The 19,086-nt window shown below is 43.4% G+C and carries 18 protein-coding genes; 3 read left to right on the plus strand and 15 right to left on the minus strand.

Annotation, left to right across the window (positions count from 1 at the left end; all coding sequences use genetic code 11):
* Window positions 1-23: 23 nt before the first annotated feature.
* From IGI77_RS08795 to IGI77_RS08835, 9 genes are all read right to left on the minus strand, one after another.
* Complete coding sequence (locus IGI77_RS08795; protein ID WP_005226118.1) at window positions 24-950, minus strand: aspartate carbamoyltransferase catalytic subunit; 927 nt, start codon at window positions 948-950, stop codon at window positions 24-26.
* A 47-nt stretch (window positions 951-997) separates the two neighbouring features.
* Window positions 998-2,278, minus strand: a complete 1,281-nt coding sequence (locus tag IGI77_RS08800; RefSeq protein ID WP_438769879.1) for a solute carrier family 23 protein — start codon at window positions 2,276-2,278, stop codon at window positions 998-1,000.
* 19 nt (window positions 2,279-2,297) lie between these two features.
* A complete protein-coding gene (gene pyrR, locus IGI77_RS08805) occupies window positions 2,298-2,834 on the minus strand; it encodes a bifunctional pyr operon transcriptional regulator/uracil phosphoribosyltransferase PyrR (RefSeq protein WP_005231374.1) in 537 nt (178 codons plus the stop codon).
* Between the two features lie 243 nt (window positions 2,835-3,077).
* A complete protein-coding gene (locus tag IGI77_RS08810) occupies window positions 3,078-3,986 on the minus strand; it encodes an RluA family pseudouridine synthase (protein ID WP_438769880.1) in 909 nt (302 codons plus the stop codon).
* Window positions 3,970-4,455, minus strand: coding sequence for a signal peptidase II (gene lspA / locus IGI77_RS08815; RefSeq protein ID WP_005226122.1), 486 nt, complete (start codon window positions 4,453-4,455; stop codon window positions 3,970-3,972). Before lspA ends, IGI77_RS08810 begins: the two co-directional genes overlap by 17 nt.
* Window positions 4,452-5,159, minus strand: coding sequence for a CBS domain-containing protein (locus tag IGI77_RS08820; protein ID WP_428206219.1), 708 nt, complete (start codon window positions 5,157-5,159; stop codon window positions 4,452-4,454). The genes lspA and IGI77_RS08820 overlap by 4 nt, the downstream gene beginning before the upstream one ends.
* Entirely contained in the window at window positions 5,152-5,559 is a 408-nt protein-coding gene (locus IGI77_RS08825; RefSeq protein ID WP_015509730.1) for a hypothetical protein, read from the minus strand. The genes IGI77_RS08820 and IGI77_RS08825 overlap by 8 nt, the downstream gene beginning before the upstream one ends.
* Window positions 5,560-5,787: 228 nt before the next feature.
* Entirely contained in the window at window positions 5,788-7,458 is a 1,671-nt protein-coding gene (locus tag IGI77_RS08830) for a formate--tetrahydrofolate ligase (protein WP_142964935.1), read from the minus strand.
* 209 nt (window positions 7,459-7,667) lie between these two features.
* Window positions 7,668-8,078 (minus strand): EbsA family protein, encoded by a 411-nt coding sequence (locus IGI77_RS08835; RefSeq protein WP_015509732.1) that lies wholly within the window; start codon window positions 8,076-8,078, stop codon window positions 7,668-7,670.
* A gap of 65 nt (window positions 8,079-8,143) precedes the next feature.
* Between IGI77_RS08835 and IGI77_RS08840 the strand changes: the two genes are divergently transcribed.
* On the plus strand, window positions 8,144-8,560 hold the full coding sequence (locus IGI77_RS08840) for a ribonuclease HI family protein (protein ID WP_005226128.1): 417 nt from the start codon (window positions 8,144-8,146) through the stop codon (window positions 8,558-8,560).
* Here the strand turns inward: IGI77_RS08840 and cls are convergent.
* From cls to IGI77_RS08860, 4 genes are all read right to left on the minus strand, one after another.
* On the minus strand, window positions 8,540-10,006 hold the full coding sequence (gene cls / locus IGI77_RS08845; protein WP_015509734.1) for a cardiolipin synthase: 1,467 nt from the start codon (window positions 10,004-10,006) through the stop codon (window positions 8,540-8,542). The two genes, IGI77_RS08840 and cls, sit on opposite strands and share 21 nt — an antisense overlap.
* Window positions 10,007-10,030: 24 nt before the next feature.
* Complete coding sequence (locus tag IGI77_RS08850; protein ID WP_060791946.1) at window positions 10,031-11,173, minus strand: cation diffusion facilitator family transporter; 1,143 nt, start codon at window positions 11,171-11,173, stop codon at window positions 10,031-10,033.
* Between the two features lie 276 nt (window positions 11,174-11,449).
* Window positions 11,450-14,092, minus strand: coding sequence for an alanine--tRNA ligase (alaS, locus tag IGI77_RS08855; protein WP_438769881.1), 2,643 nt, complete (start codon window positions 14,090-14,092; stop codon window positions 11,450-11,452).
* 351 nt (window positions 14,093-14,443) lie between these two features.
* Entirely contained in the window at window positions 14,444-15,496 is a 1,053-nt protein-coding gene (locus tag IGI77_RS08860) for a DUF7278 family profilin-like fold-containing protein (protein ID WP_074535777.1), read from the minus strand.
* Between the two features lie 70 nt (window positions 15,497-15,566).
* Here IGI77_RS08860 and IGI77_RS08865 point away from each other — a divergent pair, with 70 nt between their 5' ends.
* Complete coding sequence (locus IGI77_RS08865; protein ID WP_438769882.1) at window positions 15,567-16,010, plus strand: GNAT family N-acetyltransferase; 444 nt, start codon at window positions 15,567-15,569, stop codon at window positions 16,008-16,010.
* 31 nt (window positions 16,011-16,041) lie between these two features.
* Here the strand turns inward: IGI77_RS08865 and IGI77_RS08870 are convergent, their stop codons facing one another.
* Entirely contained in the window at window positions 16,042-17,388 is a 1,347-nt protein-coding gene (locus IGI77_RS08870) for a DEAD/DEAH box helicase (RefSeq protein ID WP_005226134.1), read from the minus strand.
* Window positions 17,389-17,446: 58 nt separating this feature from the next.
* A complete protein-coding gene (locus IGI77_RS08875; RefSeq protein ID WP_284591726.1) occupies window positions 17,447-18,610 on the minus strand; it encodes a VanZ family protein in 1,164 nt (387 codons plus the stop codon).
* A gap of 93 nt (window positions 18,611-18,703) precedes the next feature.
* Between IGI77_RS08875 and IGI77_RS08880 the strand changes: the two genes are divergently transcribed.
* A complete protein-coding gene (locus tag IGI77_RS08880) occupies window positions 18,704-19,030 on the plus strand; it encodes a hypothetical protein (protein WP_005226136.1) in 327 nt (108 codons plus the stop codon).
* Window positions 19,031-19,086: the final 56 nt, after the last annotated feature.

Consider the following 19,086-nt stretch of genomic DNA (forward strand, 5'->3'; position numbering starts at 1 on the left):
TCTAATTCATTCCTTTTTGCCTGTTAGGCCTTACCGTTCAACACCGCTTCAAGAATTGCCATTCGAACAAAGACGCCATTGGACATCTGGGTGATGATTCGCGAGCGTAAGCTTTCAACTAAGGCATCAGCTAACTCCACATCGCGATTGACTGGTGCTGGGTGCATAATGATCGCATGCTCTTTCATTCTTGCGGCGCGTTCGACGGTCAATCCGTGATTTTTTAAGTATTCTTCTTTTGAAAAGCTTTCCGTTCCATCATGGCGCTCGTGCTGGACACGAAGCATCATCATGACATCGACTTCTGCGACCAATTCGTCGAGTGGCATCCAGTGACCGTATACTTCAAATTCTTCGTCATACCATTCCTTTGGACCTGAGAAGAAGACTTTCGCGCCGAGACGCTTCAACATTTGCATGTTTGATTTTGCGACCCGTGAGTGGGTGATGTCGCCTACGATTGCGACTTTCAAGTCGTCAAAGTGCCCGAACTCTTCATAGATTGTCATCAGATCTAGCAAACATTGCGTTGGGTGTTGGCCGCTGCCGTCCCCGCCATTGATGATACTGCACTGGATCGTTTTGCTTTGGATCAAAGAGTCGTAGTAGTTTTCATCGCCGTGGCGAATGACCGCAACGTCTACACCTAAAGCCGACATCGTCAAGACCGTGTCATACAAGGTCTCGCCTTTTTGAACAGAGCTGGTGGAGGCTTCAAATTCGATGACTTCGATCCCTAGTTTTTTCTCAGCAACATCGAAGCTTTTGTGGGTTCTGGTACTGTTCTCAAAAAAGAGATTTGTTGCGAAATATTGTTCTTTTTGGGGCATCCATTTCGCCCCTCTTTTGAATTCTTGTCCTCTGCGGATGAGTCCCATCACTTCACGGTCTGTCAATGCTTCGACCGTCAAAAGATGCTTTAAGCTGATTCTTTCGGATTGAATAATCATGAATGAATTCCTCCTTTGATTCTGTTTAAACGATGAGTTGGCACAAGTTATTTTTCTTCGCTGCGAGAGCTGTCAGGTAAAATAAGATTCAAGAAGATTCCTAGGACATTTGCTAACGCCATTGCGGATAAGGTGAAGGTCCCGACCGTGAAGACAAGCCCGCCGATTCCTACCACAAGGATCACTGACGCAATGATCAAATTCTTTTTACGATCAAAATCGATTTTATTGTCGATCAAAATTTTTAACCCGCTGGCAGCGATGACGCCAAAGAGCAGGAAGCTGATCCCTGAGATGACTGGACCAGGAATACTTAAGATCAATGCGCTTAGTTTTCCAACGAAGCCTAGTACGATGGCTAGAATTGCCGCACCACCGATGACGAACACACTGTGGACGCGTGTAATGGCTAAAACCCCGATGTTTTCTCCGTAACTTGTCACTGGGGGTCCCCCAACGAGACCAGCTGCGATTTGAGCAAAACCATCGCCCAAAAGTGTTCGGTTCAAGCCTGGCTCTTCAAAAAAGTTCCGCTTCGTTAATTTGTTCAAGACCATCAGATGACCGATGTGTTCGGTCATGGTAACAAAAGCGATCGGCGCCATCGTCGTGATCGCATTCAGATACAGTTTTGGTTCATAGTTAATGAAGGGAATCTCGAAGCTCGGCATGCCAAACCAGTTGGCGTCAATGATGGGCTGTACATCGACGATTCCCGCTGCTAAGGCGATCAAGTATCCGCCCACGATCCCCAGAAGGATCGGAATCAGTCCTAAGAACCCTCGCAGAAACATATTGAAGAAAATCGTTAATCCTAAGGTAGCCAAGGCTACCAGAATGTACTTGAAATCGTAGACTGAGTCATTGTACATCGCATTCTGAGCTGCGTTAGCGGCTAACCCTAATCCAATCACCATAATCACAGGACCGACAATGATCGGTGGTAAGATCTTATCCAACCAAGCAGCACCTGCACGTTTAATGATCATCGAAACGATCACGTAGACCAACCCAGTCGTGATGGCGCCTTGTGCGATAGCTGGGTAGCCGTCAGATTTCATCAGCATCTGCATCGCTGCGATAAACGCAAAGCTGCTGCCTAGATACGCTGGAATCTTCCCTTTCGTCGTGACCAAGTAAACCAATGTTCCAATACCTGAACTAACTAATGCTATGCTGGGGTTGATCCCAACGAGGATCGGAACTAAAACGGTTGCCCCAAACATCGTGAAAAGATGTTGTAAGCTTAGGCCTAACCAAGGCAGCGCTTTGGGCCGATCTTTGATGTCTAAAACTGCGTCTGGATTACGAAATTCTTGCTTCTGCATGTTGCTGTCACTCTTCTTCCTAGTCGTTTTCTTTATTGATCATGATCCGGTCAGAACCATCTGATTCTTCCATCTCCACGATAATTTCTTCACTTAAAGCAGTTGGAATATTTTTTCCAACAAAATCTGCCCGAATCGGCAGTTCACGATGACCGCGGTCAACTAAAACGGCGAGTGAGATTCTTTTTGGTCGACCAATATCCATGATGGCATCCAAAGCTGCCCGAATCGTCCGTCCTGTAAACAAGACATCATCGATCAAGATGACTTCTTTGCCATCAATGGCAGTCGGGATGTCTGATGAATGGATCTCTGGATCATCTTCTGTCTTTTTGTCATCTCGGTACAAGGTGATGTCCAATTCACCGACAGGTACTTCTACGCCTTCTAGTTGTTTTAAACGTTCTGCTATTCGTTGCGCGATATAGATGCCGCGGGTTTTGATCCCTACCAGCACCAAGTTATCAATGCCGCGATTTCTTTCTATAATTTCATAGGTGATCCGCGTTAACGCTCGTTTCATTGTTACTGCATCTACTACTTCTTTCGCTGCCATATGTTATTCCCTCCTAATTTTGAACATAAAAAAACTCCTACCTGCTTGAGGTAGGAGTCATGTTTTCCGATCGTTGCCTAAAATCCCATTCTGTGGATTTTGGGTACACGTTATCATCTAGTAAGGGTTCGAATCTCCAACGCGGGAGTCGTCTGCTTACTCATTCCTTCTTAGCCTCACGGGACTACATTTAAAGGAGCTATTTAGTTGTTACAATTACTATACAGTTCTCACACAAAAAAATCAATCATTTTTTCGCAATTTTTTTAACGTGTCGGCGAACAGCTCTGGTAATGGCGCTTCAAAGACCAGCGACTCGCCTGTTGTTGGGTGGGTGAAGCCTAGAAGCTTGGCATGTAAAAACTGCCCATTGCCTTTTAGCGTGCGTTTAGGTCCATATAGCGGATCGCCAGCTAGCGGAAAACCGATGTACTGCATGTGGACTCTTATTTGATGGGTTCTTCCTGTTTCCAGCTGTAGTTCTACTAAGGTGAACTGCTCGAAGCGCTCCAACACGGTGAAGTGAGTGACAGCGGGTTTGCCATTTTCGATCACGGCTTGCATTTTGCGATTGACTTTTGATCGACCGATTGGTGCATTGATGGTGCCTTTTTCGTGGCTGATCGTACCATGAACCAATGCTACGTACTTGCGTAACGATGTTTTGTCTTTCAATTGTTTCGCTAACGACTCATGTGCCTGATCATTTTTGGCGATCATTAACAGACCCGACGTATCTTTGTCGATTCGATGAACGATTCCTGGCCGAACAACATCATTGATCGTGGATAAATCATTCATATGGTACAATAACGCATTAACCAAGGTGCCATTTGGATGCCCAGCGGATGGATGAACCACCATCCCTTGCGGTTTGTTGATGACTGCCACATCAGCATCTTGATAGACGATCGTCAAAGGAATATTTTCTGGTTGTAAGTCTACAACTTCAGGTTCTGGTACTTGGATGATCAAGTGATCACCTGCTTTTACCTTATAATTTGCCCGAACCGTTTTGCCCTTCAATGTGACCGCATCTTCTTTTAGCCACTGCTGGATTTGTGACCGACTATGATTTGGCAAGCGTTCAGCCAACACTTTGTCGACCCGCCCATTTTCTTCTTTAATGATTACTTCAATTTGCTTTTCCATTTGATTCTCCTTGTTTCCCTTTTGCTTCGTCATCTACCAGTGCATAAATAAAAATCAAGATCACCCCGAACACTAATGACATATCAGCGATATTGAAAATTGGGAAATTGATAAAATCAAGCTGGAACATATCGACCACAAAGCCATGCTGCAACCGATCGATAAAATTACCGATCGCCCCACCTAGAACAAACGCCAGTCCGAAACGAAACCATAGGCTGCTTTTTTGGTAGCGAAACAATAGGTAAACAACAACAGCAACCGCGATAACGGTGATGATCGCAAAAAAGGTGATTTTTCCTTCTAGAATACTCCAAGCTGCGCCCGTATTCTGAAGATAGGTCAGGGACAACACATTGTCGATCAGAGAATGTGTTTCACCCAGTTGATAATTGGCAACGATCCAAATTTTCAGCCATTGATCCAAGCCAATGACAACAGCACTTAACAAAAAAAACAACGCGATCATAAATTTTCCACTCTTTCTTCTTTAAAAATATCTCGCGGACGGATGATGCCCAAGAGATTTCCATTCGGATTTTTATCCTTGGTGATCAAAACCGCCTCAAGCAGGGCATTTTTTTGAAACAATTCTTCCACTTCTACGATGGCCGTTTCAGCCGACACGAAACAATAATTCGATCGTTTCCCATCTCCTGCTAATAATTCATCTGCCGTTCTGCCTGCCAACTTGATTTCACCATGGAGGCTTTCTTTCGCTAACCAGTATCCCAGCATCCGCAAGGTGATCAAGCCCAAAAATCGACCATTATCATAGATCGGAAATTGTGAATAGCGCTTTTGGGCAACGATTTTCAATAACTCTGGTAATGGCAGGTGCTTTTCAAAACCAGTCACTCGTTTCGCAAAACGCGGCATGACTTTTTCAGGTGCCAGTAAGGAGCGTTCAATTTCTTGGATGCGATTGACAACCCATTCATTCGGTTCCGCAATGACAAAGTTTTCTCCGATTTTTTCATGTACGATGGCATTGCGCAGCTGAGCCATTTGTAATAGATCATCTTCTGCTCTTCTGACATTGATATTTTTGCTTTTTGACAAGCGACGAACCATTTCAGAAAAACCCATATTCCGCGGATTATCCAATTCGTCACGAAGCCGCTTTTCAATTCGATTGAAACTGCTCAAAAATTGATCTGCACCACTAGCCATGAGGAACCTCCTTGATAAGATACGCTTTTTTTAAATAAATCAAAACAAAGACAAAATATGCCACTAAATACACACCGACAAAAAGCAACGAGTAAAGGGAGATGGATAATAAGCCCAATACCCCCATCATGAGAAAAAGGCTTAAATAAAAGCCGATATATATTCTTTTAAGCGCAGGATTCATCACGACCTCCAGCTTGAGCGCTGATTGGCCTTTTGGTAACTGAAAAGGCTGACTTTCTAAAAAAAACATGCGCACACGAATCGGCGTCTGCTCAGCTAGCCCCAAAAAAATCGTTTGCTGATGATTGATGGCAGCGATTCTTTTTTTTCCTTGCATGACCTCCAAGGGACTGCCCATTCCATAAAAACCAGTCCTCCTAGTTAGTTGTAGCTCCATTGACAAAGATCACCTCAATTGGTTAAGTATACTTGATTATCAAAAGAAAGAAAATAGACTTTTGCTTGCTTCCTTGATTATTATAACAAGAATCCCTACTTTTATCTTCCATCACGTCTAATGAACGAGAAAAAGACGAATGCCGCTTGCACCCGTCCTTTCAAATCATCTCTTTCCGTTTTTCCGTTTCAAATGCCGCGAATGCCTTCTTTGTTTGTGATAGCTCTTTTAGAAAAGACCGATCGCTTGGCCATCAGAAGTCACGTCCATATTGATGGCGGCAGGTTTCTTCGGTAATCCTGGCATCGTCATCACGGCACCTGTCAAGGCTACGATAAAGCCAGCCCCTAATTTTGGCACGAATTCGCGAATCGTTACTGTAAAGTCATCTGGTGCGCCCAATCGCTTTGGATCATCACTGAAGGAATACTGGGTTTTTGCCATACAGATCGGCAGCTGATCCCAGCCTTGTTCTTTGAAGCTTTGCAACTGTGCCTTGGCTTTCGGCGCAAACTCAACCTCTGCCCCGCCATAGATTTCCCGCACGATCAAAGAAGCTTTATCCGCTAAAGGCAAATCGTCGGTATACAAGCGTTGATAGTTGGCAGGTTTTTCCTCGATTACTTGAACCACTGCTTTTGCTAGATCCGTTCCACCTGCACCACCGTCTGCCCAAACGGCTGTCCGTGCGATGGTGACGTCGATTTGCTGGCACATGGTTTCGACTAATGTTCGCTCCGCTTCGGTGTCTTGTGAGAACTCATTAAGCGCAACGACAACTGGAATCCCGTATTTACGCATGTTTTCAACATGTCGCTTTAAATTACTGAAGCCTAACTCTAATGCTTTTAAGTTTTCTGTCCCTAAATCAGCCACAGCGACCCCACCATGCATCTTCAGTGCTCTGATCGTCGCTACTACTACGATCGCATCTGGTGCCTTTGATAAGTTCGGTGTTTTGATATCAAGAAATTTCTCTGCCCCTAAGTCAGCACCAAACCCAGCTTCGGTCACCGTGTATTCGCCTAAGTGCAAAGCCGTCTCGGTTGCGATGACACTATTACACCCATGAGCGATATTTGCAAAAGGTCCGCCATGGATCAGCGCAGGGGTTCCTTCAATCGTTTGAACAAGATTCGGTTTGAGGGCATCTTTTAAAAGTAAGGCTAAAGCACCTTGGACCGCCAGATCTTTTACGTAAATCGGTTGTTTCTCAAAAGAATAACCAATTAAAATCTTTCCTAATCGCTCTTTTAAATTATCAATGCTTGTTGCCAAGCACAAAATCGCCATGATTTCACTAGCAACGGTGATGTCAAAACCGTCTTCTCGGGGAACGCCTTGTAACGGTCCCCCTAGACCGACGATCACTTGTCGTAACGCTCGATCATTCAAATCGACAACCCGTTTCCATGTGACCCGACGTCCGTCGATCCCCAGCTCATTGCCTTGCTGGATATGATTGTCGATCAATGCAGACAAGGCATTGTTTGCTGCTGTGATCGCATGCATATCGCCAGTGAAGTGTAAGTTGATGTCCTCCATCGGCAACACTTGTGCTTTGCCGCCGCCGGTGGCGCCGCCTTTGATGCCCATTACTGGTCCTAAAGATGGCTCACGTAAGGCGATGACGGTTTGCTTGCCGATTTGATTTAACGCATCTGCAAGTCCAATGGTCACGGTTGACTTGCCTTCTCCAGCGGGTGTCGGACTGATCGCTGTGACTAAAATGAGTTTACCCAGCGGATTGTTTGCTTTTTCGTTGATTGCCGACCATTCGATTTTTGCTTTATATTTGCCATAAAGTTCCAGGTCATCGCCTGTCAAACCAAGTGGTTCAGCAATTTCAATAATCGGTTTAGGCATTGATTCTTGTGCAATTTCGATATCTGATTTCATTTTTACCCTCAATTCACGAACTATTTAGCACTTTAAAATGTATTTTGTTTGCTATGCTCTTATTATACTTGATTTTATTCAGAAAGAAAGAGTGATTTTTCACACTTTTACAAGAAGTTTCACGAATCCTTTATGTAAACAAAAAACAACGTCCCTCCTAAGGCTGTAACGCCAAAAGGAGTGATCGTTGCTTTCTAGATTCCTATGAATTACTCGTTGGTTTCGATCTGCACCCTTTTTTCAGGGATTTTTTCTTGAAAAAAAGTTTCTAACCATGCCACATCTTTTTTACGCAACGTGAAGGTATATGTTTTTTGATGATCGGTAATGCTTATTAAACGGTTTATAATTTGCCATTTTTCTATCTCAGGTAAAGAAATAAGGCTTTTCTTCCATAAGCGCGCATAGCGAATCAGGAGCAAATCATTCCTGATGAGCATGCTTCGGTGAATCCCTAACCATACAAAAAAGAAAAAGACGGCTAAAACGAGGTTGCTTTTCCAATAAGGTCTGGTATTTTCTAACGAAAGAATCAAACTGATAAATAATATCATCATAGTAAACGACCAATAAATGATCGCTGTAGCAGCTTCCGGTTGCCAATACAATTTACGCTTCATAAAAGTTCCTCACAACATAAAATTTCTAGTATACTATCTTTATCATATCAAAAAAGGGTGAGACAATGTTAAAAGTTTATCTTGATGCTTCCACGAAAGGCAACCCCGGCCCTAGTGGCGGTGGAATCGTCATTGTCGGTACTGATCTGCATGAACAAATTGCGTTTCCGCTACCTGATTCAACCAACCACCAAGCAGAGTTCGCTGTGATGGTCAACGCGTTGCAGCTGCTGATTGACAAAGGTTTACAGGAACAGACAATTATGCTCTATACCGACAGCAAAGTCGTTGCGCAGACCATCGACAAGAATTATACCAAAAACCCTGCTTTTTCTGATTATTTAACAGAAATTCAATACTTGTTGAAACAGTTCGCTTTAGCAATCATCCAATGGGTCCCTGAGAGTCAAAACAAAGGTGCCGACCATTTGGCACGCCAAGGATTAGCAAAAGCGATGAAATTAAAGGATCGGAGACAATAACCGAGAGAAGTTTTGTTTGAAGCGCAACCAGTAAGATTGCTTCGCCAAAATTTCATCCGTCAGTAATGTTGATTGTGCCATATCTTCTTCAAAGAAGCCTTTCAACGTTTGCGTGACATCGTGATCGTAGGCGAAGGCATTGACTTCAAAATTCAAGGCATAACTCCGAATGTCTTGATTCGTCGTCCCAAAGGAACTAATGGTATCATCCATCATGACCGTCTTCGCATGGAGGAAACCATTGTTATAGATGTAGATTTTTGCACCACGGCGATGCAAGTAATTGGCATAATGCTGTGTTGCCCGATAAATGAATGGGTGGTCAGGCATACATGGAATCATGATTCGGACGTCTACACCTGAGTGGATGGCAATTTCCAATGCGTTCATCATACTGTCATCAGGAATCAAATAAGGCGTTTGGATCCAAATCGATTCTTTGGCAGCTAAGATCATTTTTACAAAACCGCCTTTGAGAATTTGGGTCTCACTTTCAGGCCCATCAGCGACGATCTGCAAATCGACATTTCCAGAGCGCTCTTTCGGCGGTAGAATAAAGTAGCGATCCTCGTATTCCAGCTGATCCTCTTCTCTTTTTACAGATGCGTTCCAGTCACGAATAAAAATCTCTTGTAGTGTAAAACTGGCAGTACCTACGATTCTCGCATGGGTGTCTCGCCAATAGCCAAATTTGGCCTTTTTCCCTAAATATTGATCGCCGACATTAAAGCCGCCAGTCCATCCGATTTGACCGTCGATCACAACGATTTTTCGATGTAGATGGTAGTTCAATCGTGTGTTGCGGATCAGGTTCTTCGAAGTGATGAAAGGCACGACTTTTCCACCGGCATCAATCAACGGTTGAAAGAATTTCCGATTGGCCTTCGGTGACCCCCATGGATCATAGACCAAACGCACTTCAACACCTTCACGGGCTTTATCGATCAAGATTGACAAGAATTGGCCACCGATCTCATCATTAAAAAACGAATAATACTCCACATGCAGATTATCTTCTGCTTGCTTCATGTCCTCAAACAATGCTGCAAATTTTTCTTTTCCATCTGTATAAAATTCTACTTTGTTTCCTTTCGTCAAGGGCGATTCATCAAGGTTCTTAAAATAGCGCTCTAATAGATGATTGTCATCTGAGTAAGGATGTTCAGGAAAAGAATAATTGTGCACTTTGATGATTTGATTCAACTCATTGATCCTACTTTGGTGGTGCTCACTAAATTTATAAATAATTTCTCCGTCGATCCCCCGACCACAAAACAAGTACAACAAGAACCCGATGCCGGGGATGAATACCAACGTCATCATCCAAGCAAAGACACTTGCAATCGAGCGTGGTTTCCGAAAAACAGTAATAAAGGCAGCGATCGTATTAATAAACAAAAGTGCCAATAATACCGTGGAAATCATGCTCATATCCATTTTTATCATAGTTTCCTCCTATATCCTGTAACCCTATAATAGGTAACTGTGATCGAAAGCAAGCTTCAATTCATAGTCCCCTAGTGTTTCTTTGATTTTTTGTTTCAGCATTTCTTCGATTTCTTGATCACTATACGCCGATTTTGCGGGAATCACTAAATCAAAAGCCAACAGATCTCCTTTGACCTGAAAATCATGCATCCGTAACTGTGGGTCAACGAAGCGAATGATCTTTGACACTTCTTTTTTTAAATGCCGATACTGCTGATCTTGAATTGGTACTGGATCAAGATGACAGACCAGGTCGACCTTTAAAGATTGGCGAAAATCTTGTTCAATCGCATCAATCACCTCATGCGCTTCTCGTAAAGACCACGTTTCATCCACTTCGATATGCACACTGGCAAAGCGATTTTTCGGTCCATAATTATGAACCAGTAAATCATGGTAACCGAGAATCGTCGGATAGTGATCCAAGCGTTGCTCCATGGCAGCTACTTCTTCTTGGGTTGGGCGTGCCCCTAATAATTCGTTGATAAAGGAACGAATCATTTTGATTCCGCTAATCAAAATATACAAGGCAATCAGACAGCCGACAAAGCCATCGATACGTAGGCCAGTCAGCCACTCGATCGTCGCTGAAAACAAAACTGCCCCCGTTGTATACACATCGTTGAGACTGTCTTGTCCGCTGGCTTTAAGTGTTTGAGAGCCGATCAGGTTCGCCAGTTTGCGGTACATCGCTCCCTGCCAGATTTTGATCAAAATCGATAAGACCAAAACGATAAACAATAGTGGGGAAAGACGGATACTCGTCGGTTCCATGATGCGTTGCACAGAGCTGATGAGAAATTGGCCGCCAACAAACGTGATGATCAAAGATACTACAAACCCACTGATGGCTTCAAATCGCTCATGACCATATGGATGTTCACTGTCGGCTGGTTTCGCAGAGATCCGAAAACCGATCAATGTTAAAATAGACGAAGCGGTATCTGAAAGACTGTTGATGGCATCTGCCATAATCGAAACAGACTGGGCAGATAAGCCAATGATAAATTTCCCAGCAAATAATAGTAGGTTGGAAAGCAACCCGAGGCTGCCTGCTAACTTCCCGATGGCTGTACGTTCGTAGACACCATTTTTTTTGCTGCGATTTAAAAAAAAGTTTAGCAAATCATCACCCTCTCAAAAAACCATCTTTCTTATTTTACCCCGAAGGAATTCAATTAAACAACTATTCGTATCGTTTTTTCGAAAAAAAAGCGAATTCCCTTCAATTATCAAACGCATTTTCAGATAACACGTAGGAAAAAAGGAAAAAGATAACGGAAGGGTCTCCCCCTCCGTCATCTTCGTTCAAAAAAGGAATGTGTTAAAGACCTACGCTCCTCTTTCACCTATCTTCTTAAAGGAAAGGAACTCGCGGGTACAGATTCAACCATAGTGTGCTTACTTGGCAGCTAACCACGCTGCTGCTGTCTCAAGCGCTGCTGCGATTCCTTCTGGATTCTTCCCGCCGGCTTGTGCCATATCAGGACGGCCGCCACCGCCGCCGCCAACTTTAGGCGCGATCTCTTTGATCAAATCGCCTGCTTTCAATCCTTTTTCGTTGGCTGCTTTGTTCATGGCAGCTAAAAGATTCACTTTGCCATCATTCGCGGTAGCTAACACTAAAATATCAGAATGGTCTTTTTGTTTCCATTGGTCAGCTAGTTGACGTAATTGGTTCATGTCCTTTACAGTCACTTTTGCTGTGATCAGACGCAGACCATTTACTTCTTTGACATCCTTGAAAACATCCCCTGCTTGCTGGTTTGCTAACTTGCTGGCAAGAGCTTCGTTTTCTTTTTGCAATTCACGCAGCTGCGCTTGCAGTTGTTCTGTTTTCGCAACGACTTCTTTTAATTGGGCGGATTTAACGATCCCTGCAATTGCTTTTAATTGCGCTTCTTCTTCATGAAATAACGTATAAGCTTCTTGACTAGTCACTGCTTCGATCCGACGAACACCAGCACCGATCCCTGATTCAGAAACGATTTTGAAAATACCGATATCCTCCGTATTTGCTACATGGGTTCCCCCGCATAATTCGATCGACCAATCGGCAACATTGACGACGCGAACGTCATGCCCATATTTTTCACCAAAGAGTGCCATCGCTCCCATGCCTTTTGCGGTATCGATATCCGTTTCGATCGTCACAACAGGAAGAGCTTCCCAAATTTTCTGGTTGACGATTTGTTCCATTTGGCTCAGCTCTTCGCTGGTCACTTGCCCAAAATGACTAAAGTCAAAGCGCAAATGTCCTGGAGCAACTAATGAACCTGCTTGGTTCGCATGGCTGCCTAATACTTCTTTTAAGGCTTTATGCAATAAGTGAGTCGCCGTATGATTTTTAATGATCTTATTGCGACGATGCTGATCCACTTGTAAGAAATAGTTCACGCCTTCTTTTAGTGGCGCTTTGATTGTAGCAGTATGCAAGAACTGACCGTTCGGTGCTTTTTTGACATCCGTCACTTCCGCTACAATCGTACCATCTTCTGCTACGATCGTGCCTGTATCCGCAACTTGTCCACCCATTTCTGCGTAAAATGGTGTTTCGGCAAAAATCAGTTTTGCTTCACCTGTCGAAACAGAATCATGTAACGCTTCGTCTTGGATGATCACTAATAATTCGCTGTTTGCTTCAAGTGAATCATAGCCAACGAAACGGCTGTCTACTTTGATATCTGTCAATAAAGCGGATTGTACGCCCATTGAAAGCTCCGTTTGTCGAGCCGCACGAGCACGGGCACGTTGTGCATCCATTTCTTGTTCAAACCCTTGGTGGTCCACTTTCAACCCTTCGTCTTCCGCCACTTCTTCTGTCAATTCAACTGGGAAGCCGTAAGTGTCATACAATTTGAAAATATCTTGACCAGCTAACGTATCTTGACCGTCTGCTTTTACTTGGGCGATCACTTGATTTAAAATATCTAACCCTTCATTGATCGTTTCATGGAAACGTTCTTCCTCGTTGCGGATCACTTTCTCAATAAATTCTTGCTGCTCTAGTACTTCAGGATAGTAGCTTTCCATGATCTCGCCAACGATCGGTACTAATTTGTATAAGAAGGCAGTATCGATCCCTAATTTTTTCCCATGCATGACTGCACGACGTAATAAACGACGTAAAACATAGCCACGGCCTTCATTTGAAGGAAGTGCCCCATCGCCGATCGCAAAAGAAAGCGCGCGGATATGGTCTGCAATCACTTTAAAGGAGATATCTGTCGTTTTGCTGTCGCCGTAGTTCACACGACCGCTTAAATCTGCCACTGCATTAATGATCGGCAGAAACAAGTCTGTTTCAAAATTGGTTGGTGCATTTTGAACGATGGAAACCATTCGTTCCAGCCCCATCCCCGTATCAATGTTTTTATGTGGTAGTGGTTCATAGGAGCCATCTGGTTGATGATTGAATTCTGAAAAGACCAGATTCCAGATTTCCAAATAGCGTTCATTTTCGCCACCAGGGTAGTTTTCGGGATCATCTTCCGCTACGTCATTAAACTCAGGACCACGGTCATAGAAAATCTCTGAATCCGGTCCACAAGGTCCTGCACCGATGTCCCAAAAGTTGTCTTCAATCTCAACGATATGCTCTGTTGGTAAGCCGACTTCTTCTGCCCAAATCCGTTTTGCTTCTGTGTCTTTTGGATAAACCGTGACATATAATTTGTCTGGATCAAAAGCCATCCATTCTGGTGAGGTCAAAAACTCCCATGCCCAATGGATCGCCTCATTTTTGAAGTAATCGCCGATTGAAAAGTTGCCTAGCATTTCAAACATCGTATGATGTCTTGCTGTTTTTCCAACGTTTTCAATGTCGTTAGTCCGAATCGATTTTTGCGCATTGGTAATTCTTGGGTTTTCAGGAACAACACTGCCATCAAAATATTTTTTTAGCGTTGCCACCCCTGAATTGATCCATAACAAGGTTGGATCGTTGACTGGAACAAGGGACGCACTCGGCTCGATGGAATGTCCTTTTGATTGAAAGAAGTCCAAAAACATTTGGCGTACTTCTGCACTGGATAATTGTTTCACGTTATTCTCCTACTTTCTTCTGTGTTCGCTTAAGATACAGGGGCTGACAAAATTGCTGGTAAGGCGCTCTTATTCCTGTAGAGTCATTTTGACGATAAAAAAACACCATTGCAGAGCAAGGACGTCGATACGCGGTACCACCTTGCTTGCAATGATGTGACTCATTACCTCTTAGACTCGTTAACGCGGAGTGGACGGCAACATTTCTGCTGCAGTTGAGCACCAAAGGGAGCAATCCGTCCGAATTCATGTTTTTCTCTCAGCAATGAAAAACTTTCTGTAATGAATCATCAAACCGACCATATCCTTCGTCAATCAAAGTATAAGGAAATGTTTCGAAAAAGTCAATCCTCAAATCCGTTCTTTGTTGATCAGAATCGCTTTGCGGTAACGATAGCTCTGGGGAGAAAGCTTTTGATCTGGCTGCAGCATTTTCCGTGAACGGTAATAACTGGCATATGGCAAGGCATCGAATAAGGGATGCCCACAAATCTGCCAGTTCTCCATTTTTAAAGACAAGCCATCTGTCAGCTCCCACGCATCCGCAAGCCCATAGGTGCAGCCAAATAAATTCGGTTCAAGCAATTCAGCGGTTGACAAAGAGACACCATCGTCGCAGGACTTTTCATTGCCCCAGCGAAAAAGTCGCCGAGTCGCAGCACCGCAAACGTATTCCCATTGATCCTCTGATAGCAGCTGAAAGCCTTGTTTGTCTAACTGCTGTTTCAATTCTGTTTGACTGACGGATTCGTGGGTAAATAACTGATAGGTTTCCGATAACGGCTCGAGTGCAGCAAAATAGCGATTCTCTTCGTGATAAAAAGCGGGTAATTCCCAACGCAAGCTTTCCTCAAAGGACGCTGGTGCTGTGAATTGTGCCTTTAGCTCTTTTTCGAAAACACTGAATTGATCGACTAACCCGTGAAACTCCCCAGTGATCGTATTTAACTGCCCGATATACCTTGCGCCAGCAGGCAGAGAACTTTTTTGGACTAGCATAGGATCAATCACAGCTTTGCGCAAAGGGCTCGTAGACTCATTGACAAAAATCCCCCAATCCTGGCTGGTTTCTAACTCATAGATTGTTTCCAGCTGGCGAATGATCTCGTTGGGGGCTGACTGCCAATTTTTACTCCAGCAAGTAGCTGGTAATCCTTGCACACCGAGATCCCAACCTAAGATCGCCTCAGAGTTCCCTGGTATAAAGACAAAGTCTTCGCCATCGATCGTTAATTCAAAGGTAGCACATTTCAACCCTGCATACGTCAACTGACTAAAATGGACATCGGTGATCTCCTTTAAAGGACTGACAAAATACATTAAAATTTGCTGGATCAGCTGTTCTTTGATTTCAAAGGACAGTGTCTTCCAATTTGACCATTGTAACGCCTCAAAAAAATCCACGTCATTTCTCCTCTCATCTGCTACAATTACTATATAACGAGTATACCACGAAAAAGGAGGAAAACGACGGATGCTTTATTTTGGACGCAGTCCGTGGATGCTACAAGCGGTTTTCGCCCTGCGGCAAGCCGTTTTTGTGGAAGAACAGCAAATCCCTATAGAATGGGAATTTGATGAAAAAGACCAAACTTGCCCATACTATCTTTGGCTAGATGGAAACGCATCGATCGCTACCATCAGATATCAATTCTCTACGCCAAACACCCTGCAACCTGATCGCTTTTGCGTAGCTAAGGCCTATCGGCACCAAGGATACGGCACCAAATTATTGCATTATCTCGAAATGCGTGGTGTCCAAGAGGGTGCCCTCCAATCAGTGTTATCCGCAGAGATCGACGCTTGTGCGTTTTATGAATCCTGTGGGTATCAAAAAACATCTGAACCCTATGCTGAAGATGGCGTATTGTGTGTAGAAATGACCAAACAATTAAAAACAGCAGTCAAGGAAGAGTAGTTCTCTTCCTTGACTGCTGTTTTGCTAAGCATTAGCTATTCGAATTTTTCTTGTTTTTACGGGCCGTTCGAGTCGTTTGACGACGTTCGATCTTCCGTTTTTCTTTGTTCTTCTTATCAACAGCCCATTGAATTTTTTTCTTGTAGCCAGGCTTGATTTTTTTCTTCTTTTTCTTGACTAAGCCAATCAAGGTTGGGTCTAATTCGTCACGAGATTTTTCTCGCTTTTGCCGACGATTCCGATCGTAAGTCGCAACGATCTCGCCATTTTTGATTTCCTTCGGTTGGAAAACAACCCCTAGATCTTCGATGGCTTGGATTGCCCCTTCATCGCTTGGATCATATAAAGTGATCGCGGTCCCATCCATTTGGTTTCGACCGGTCCGACCAACACGGTGGATAAAGAAGTCTAAATCAGCTGGAATCTCAGCATTGATGACATGAGAAACCCCTTCAATATCAATTCCTCGCGCAGCTAAATCTGTTGCGACAACATATTGGTAGTCCAAATTTTGCACTTGGCGCATGATCCGTTTTCTTTCACGAGGACTGATGTCGCCGTGGATCTTCGCTACTTTTAAGCCTTGTTCCTTTAAGTAATCCGTAATTTCATCCACACGGCTCTTCGTGTTGGCAAAAACGATGGCAAGATAGGGATGGCCTGTAGTCAATAATTGATAGATCAATTTATTGGTATTTTTCCCTTTGGTAGAAATCAACCAATTCTCGATCGTATCAGAGATGACTGCTTTCGATTTGATTTCTTCGATCAATGGATTGGCCATGTATTTTTTCAAGAATGGGCGCAATTTCTCTGGAATCGTTGCGGAGAAAACCAGCATTTGTAGTTTCTCAGGCAAACGCCCCGCAATTTGATCGACTTCTTCTAAAAAGCCCATATCCAAGGTCATGTCTGCTTCATCCACGACAAATACATTGGCAGTGTGAACCCCTAACGCTTGTTCGTTGATCATATCCAGGATACGACCAGGTGTCCCAATCACGACATGGGGCTGTTGATTTTGCAGACGGCTTAATTGACGTTGCTTATCTGTTCCTCCGACGAAATTTGACACTCGAATTTCAGGATCATGAAATCCGCCGATTTGTTTTGCGGCGTGATAGATTTGCGTGGCTAATTCACGACTCGGTGCAGTGATCACTACTTGCACTTCATCTTTTTCGGCATCGATTTTATCCATCAACGGCAGTAAAAATGTGTGGGTCTTACCACTTCCGGTCTGTGATTGCCCTACAACACTGCGTCCTTTTTGGATAACAGGTATCAGTTTTTCTTGCACTTCTGTTGGTTTAGAGAACTTTTTATCAGCAAGTGCTTCATAAATAAATGGTTGAAATTTAAATGACTCAAAAGACATTCAAACACCTTCTTTCTTTTAGCATCCTTTGGATTATAGCATATGTTGCCTTGTTTTCCTAACTTTCTTTTGTAATCGATTGAGGATCGATCGTACTGATAGTATACGTTGCACTGCGGCGTTCATAGAAAAAGCGGCTTTCTTTTTTTATTGCTGCCCACAAGAGATTCAAGTAAAAACCAAACTGGATCAACCCAAAAATAACTACCATCAACAAACTAACGACTAAAAGCAGCAGATTGTTGGACTCAAGAAACGGTGCGAAAAAGATATTGACCCGACTGATGCTGGCATAAATCAGATAAAACAAACCATAGCGTTTCAATAAAGCCCCCAAGCTGACACGCTCACGACCTTCTTGCATGATTTTGATTCGTACGAGTTTTTTTCCAATCGTTTGTCCTTTGGCAAGGTAAGCCAACAACACAAAGTACAGCAACACTTCAAGAGCAAAGTACCAATAGTCCCCACTAAAGTCCCGTACCGTCTGTTGAGTGAGCAAACGAACAGCGATCACCACAATAAAACTGACCACATTCAGTATTCCCCAGTCGATCAACCAAGCAAACACCCTTCGTGTCACAGTCACCCGAGTGCCTTTGGCGTAAGAATCGGCATCCATCTCTTCCCTTGATGGCAATAAGAACGTAAAAAGTGGGGCGATCGTCCAGCCCACAAGCCCTCCAATTGTATTGACAAAGAGATCATTGACATCGAATAAGCGATACGGACGAGGATAAATAAAATACAGTCCCGTCAACTGCGTTAATTCAAAAAACAACGTCAGGCAAAACGTAATAACGAGTGTTTTTAAAAAGGAACATTTGAAGTAATAACGCAAATAGACCCCAAATGGTAAGGTCAACAATAAATTAAAGAGTGGCTCAAGGAAGACCCCCTGCTTCATAGCGGGAAGATAGGTTTGCGGATCGTGAATGTTTAAGACGGTCTGTTGGACAAAATGTTGCCACGATGCCCCTAACTGCAATTCCATCTTAGGACCAGTCATCTGCGCTACCTCTTCGATCGAGGGCAATGGTAGGATAACTAAGAAATAGGCGCACAATAAATAGAAGACAAATGAATACAGAACCAGTGCGCGTGACAAGATAAAACGACCGTATTTTCGATATTGGATAACAAAAAAAATCATTGATATCGCCAATGCTAGGAAAGGAAAAACCAGCAAGGCAACCTTTATTGGGGTAATATAAGCGGACATAAAGAACTCCTTCACGTTTTCTTTTTATCTTACACGCTATTTCCCAAAACGTAAATTTTGGAGTATCATAAAAGAAAAGGAGGTTAAAAAACCATGTTAAATCCCTATTTTGCCTTTGGCGTACCGGCATTCCTTTTGGTTTTATATGCAGCTTTTGCTCTTTTTCGCCGGTCTTCCGATATTCCCTATTTAGGCTTCGTCCTTTTCATCATTGCTGGTTTTCTGACAGGATTTAGTTTACAAGTCATTCAACAAGCCATCAATGAAGTGGAAAAAACATCTCTTGAACACGTGCAAGCAACCCACCTTTACTCGCCTTACTTATTAGCGATTCCATTGATTGTGGGCATTCTTTTACTGATTGTCAACTTGATTCGCGGCTATTTAAAAGTCAAAAACGTTCGTCTGCGGACAAAATAAAAACAACTTACCTAGAAATACGAATTGATCCTGCTCCTCTTGACGGGAAATGAGAT

It is taken from the genome of Enterococcus sp. DIV0213h (genome assembly GCF_051711285.1).
Classification (GTDB): domain Bacteria; phylum Bacillota; class Bacilli; order Lactobacillales; family Enterococcaceae; genus Enterococcus_D; species Enterococcus_D casseliflavus.

Bases quoted from the DNA above. Each gene is read 5' to 3' on its own strand.
- IGI77_RS08795 (WP_005226118.1), bottom strand. From the start codon at position 950: ATGATTATTCAATCCGAAAGAATCAGCTTAAAGCATCTTTTGACGGTC.
- IGI77_RS08835 (WP_015509732.1), bottom strand. From the start codon at position 8,078: ATGAAGCGTAAATTGTATTGGCAACCGGAAGCTGCTACAGCGATCATT.
- IGI77_RS08830 (WP_142964935.1), bottom strand. From the start codon at position 7,458: ATGAAATCAGATATCGAAATTGCACAAGAATCAATGCCTAAACCGATT.
- cls (WP_015509734.1), bottom strand. From the start codon at position 10,006: ATGATAAAAATGGATATGAGCATGATTTCCACGGTATTATTGGCACTT.
- pyrR (WP_005231374.1), bottom strand. From the start codon at position 2,834: ATGGCAGCGAAAGAAGTAGTAGATGCAGTAACAATGAAACGAGCGTTA.
- IGI77_RS08865 (WP_438769882.1), top strand. From the start codon at position 15,567: ATGCTTTATTTTGGACGCAGTCCGTGGATGCTACAAGCGGTTTTCGCC.
- IGI77_RS08840 (WP_005226128.1), top strand. From the start codon at position 8,144: ATGTTAAAAGTTTATCTTGATGCTTCCACGAAAGGCAACCCCGGCCCT.
- IGI77_RS08800 (WP_438769879.1), bottom strand. From the start codon at position 2,278: ATGCAGAAGCAAGAATTTCGTAATCCAGACGCAGTTTTAGACATCAAA.
- IGI77_RS08875 (WP_284591726.1), bottom strand. From the start codon at position 18,610: ATGTCCGCTTATATTACCCCAATAAAGGTTGCCTTGCTGGTTTTTCCT.
- IGI77_RS08820 (WP_428206219.1), bottom strand. From the start codon at position 5,159: ATGGCTAGTGGTGCAGATCAATTTTTGAGCAGTTTCAATCGAATTGAA.
- IGI77_RS08810 (WP_438769880.1), bottom strand. From the start codon at position 3,986: ATGGAAAAGCAAATTGAAGTAATCATTAAAGAAGAAAATGGGCGGGTC.
- IGI77_RS08870 (WP_005226134.1), bottom strand. From the start codon at position 17,388: ATGTCTTTTGAGTCATTTAAATTTCAACCATTTATTTATGAAGCACTT.
- IGI77_RS08880 (WP_005226136.1), top strand. From the start codon at position 18,704: ATGTTAAATCCCTATTTTGCCTTTGGCGTACCGGCATTCCTTTTGGTT.
- lspA (WP_005226122.1), bottom strand. From the start codon at position 4,455: ATGATCGCGTTGTTTTTTTTGTTAAGTGCTGTTGTCATTGGCTTGGAT.
- IGI77_RS08825 (WP_015509730.1), bottom strand. From the start codon at position 5,559: ATGGAGCTACAACTAACTAGGAGGACTGGTTTTTATGGAATGGGCAGT.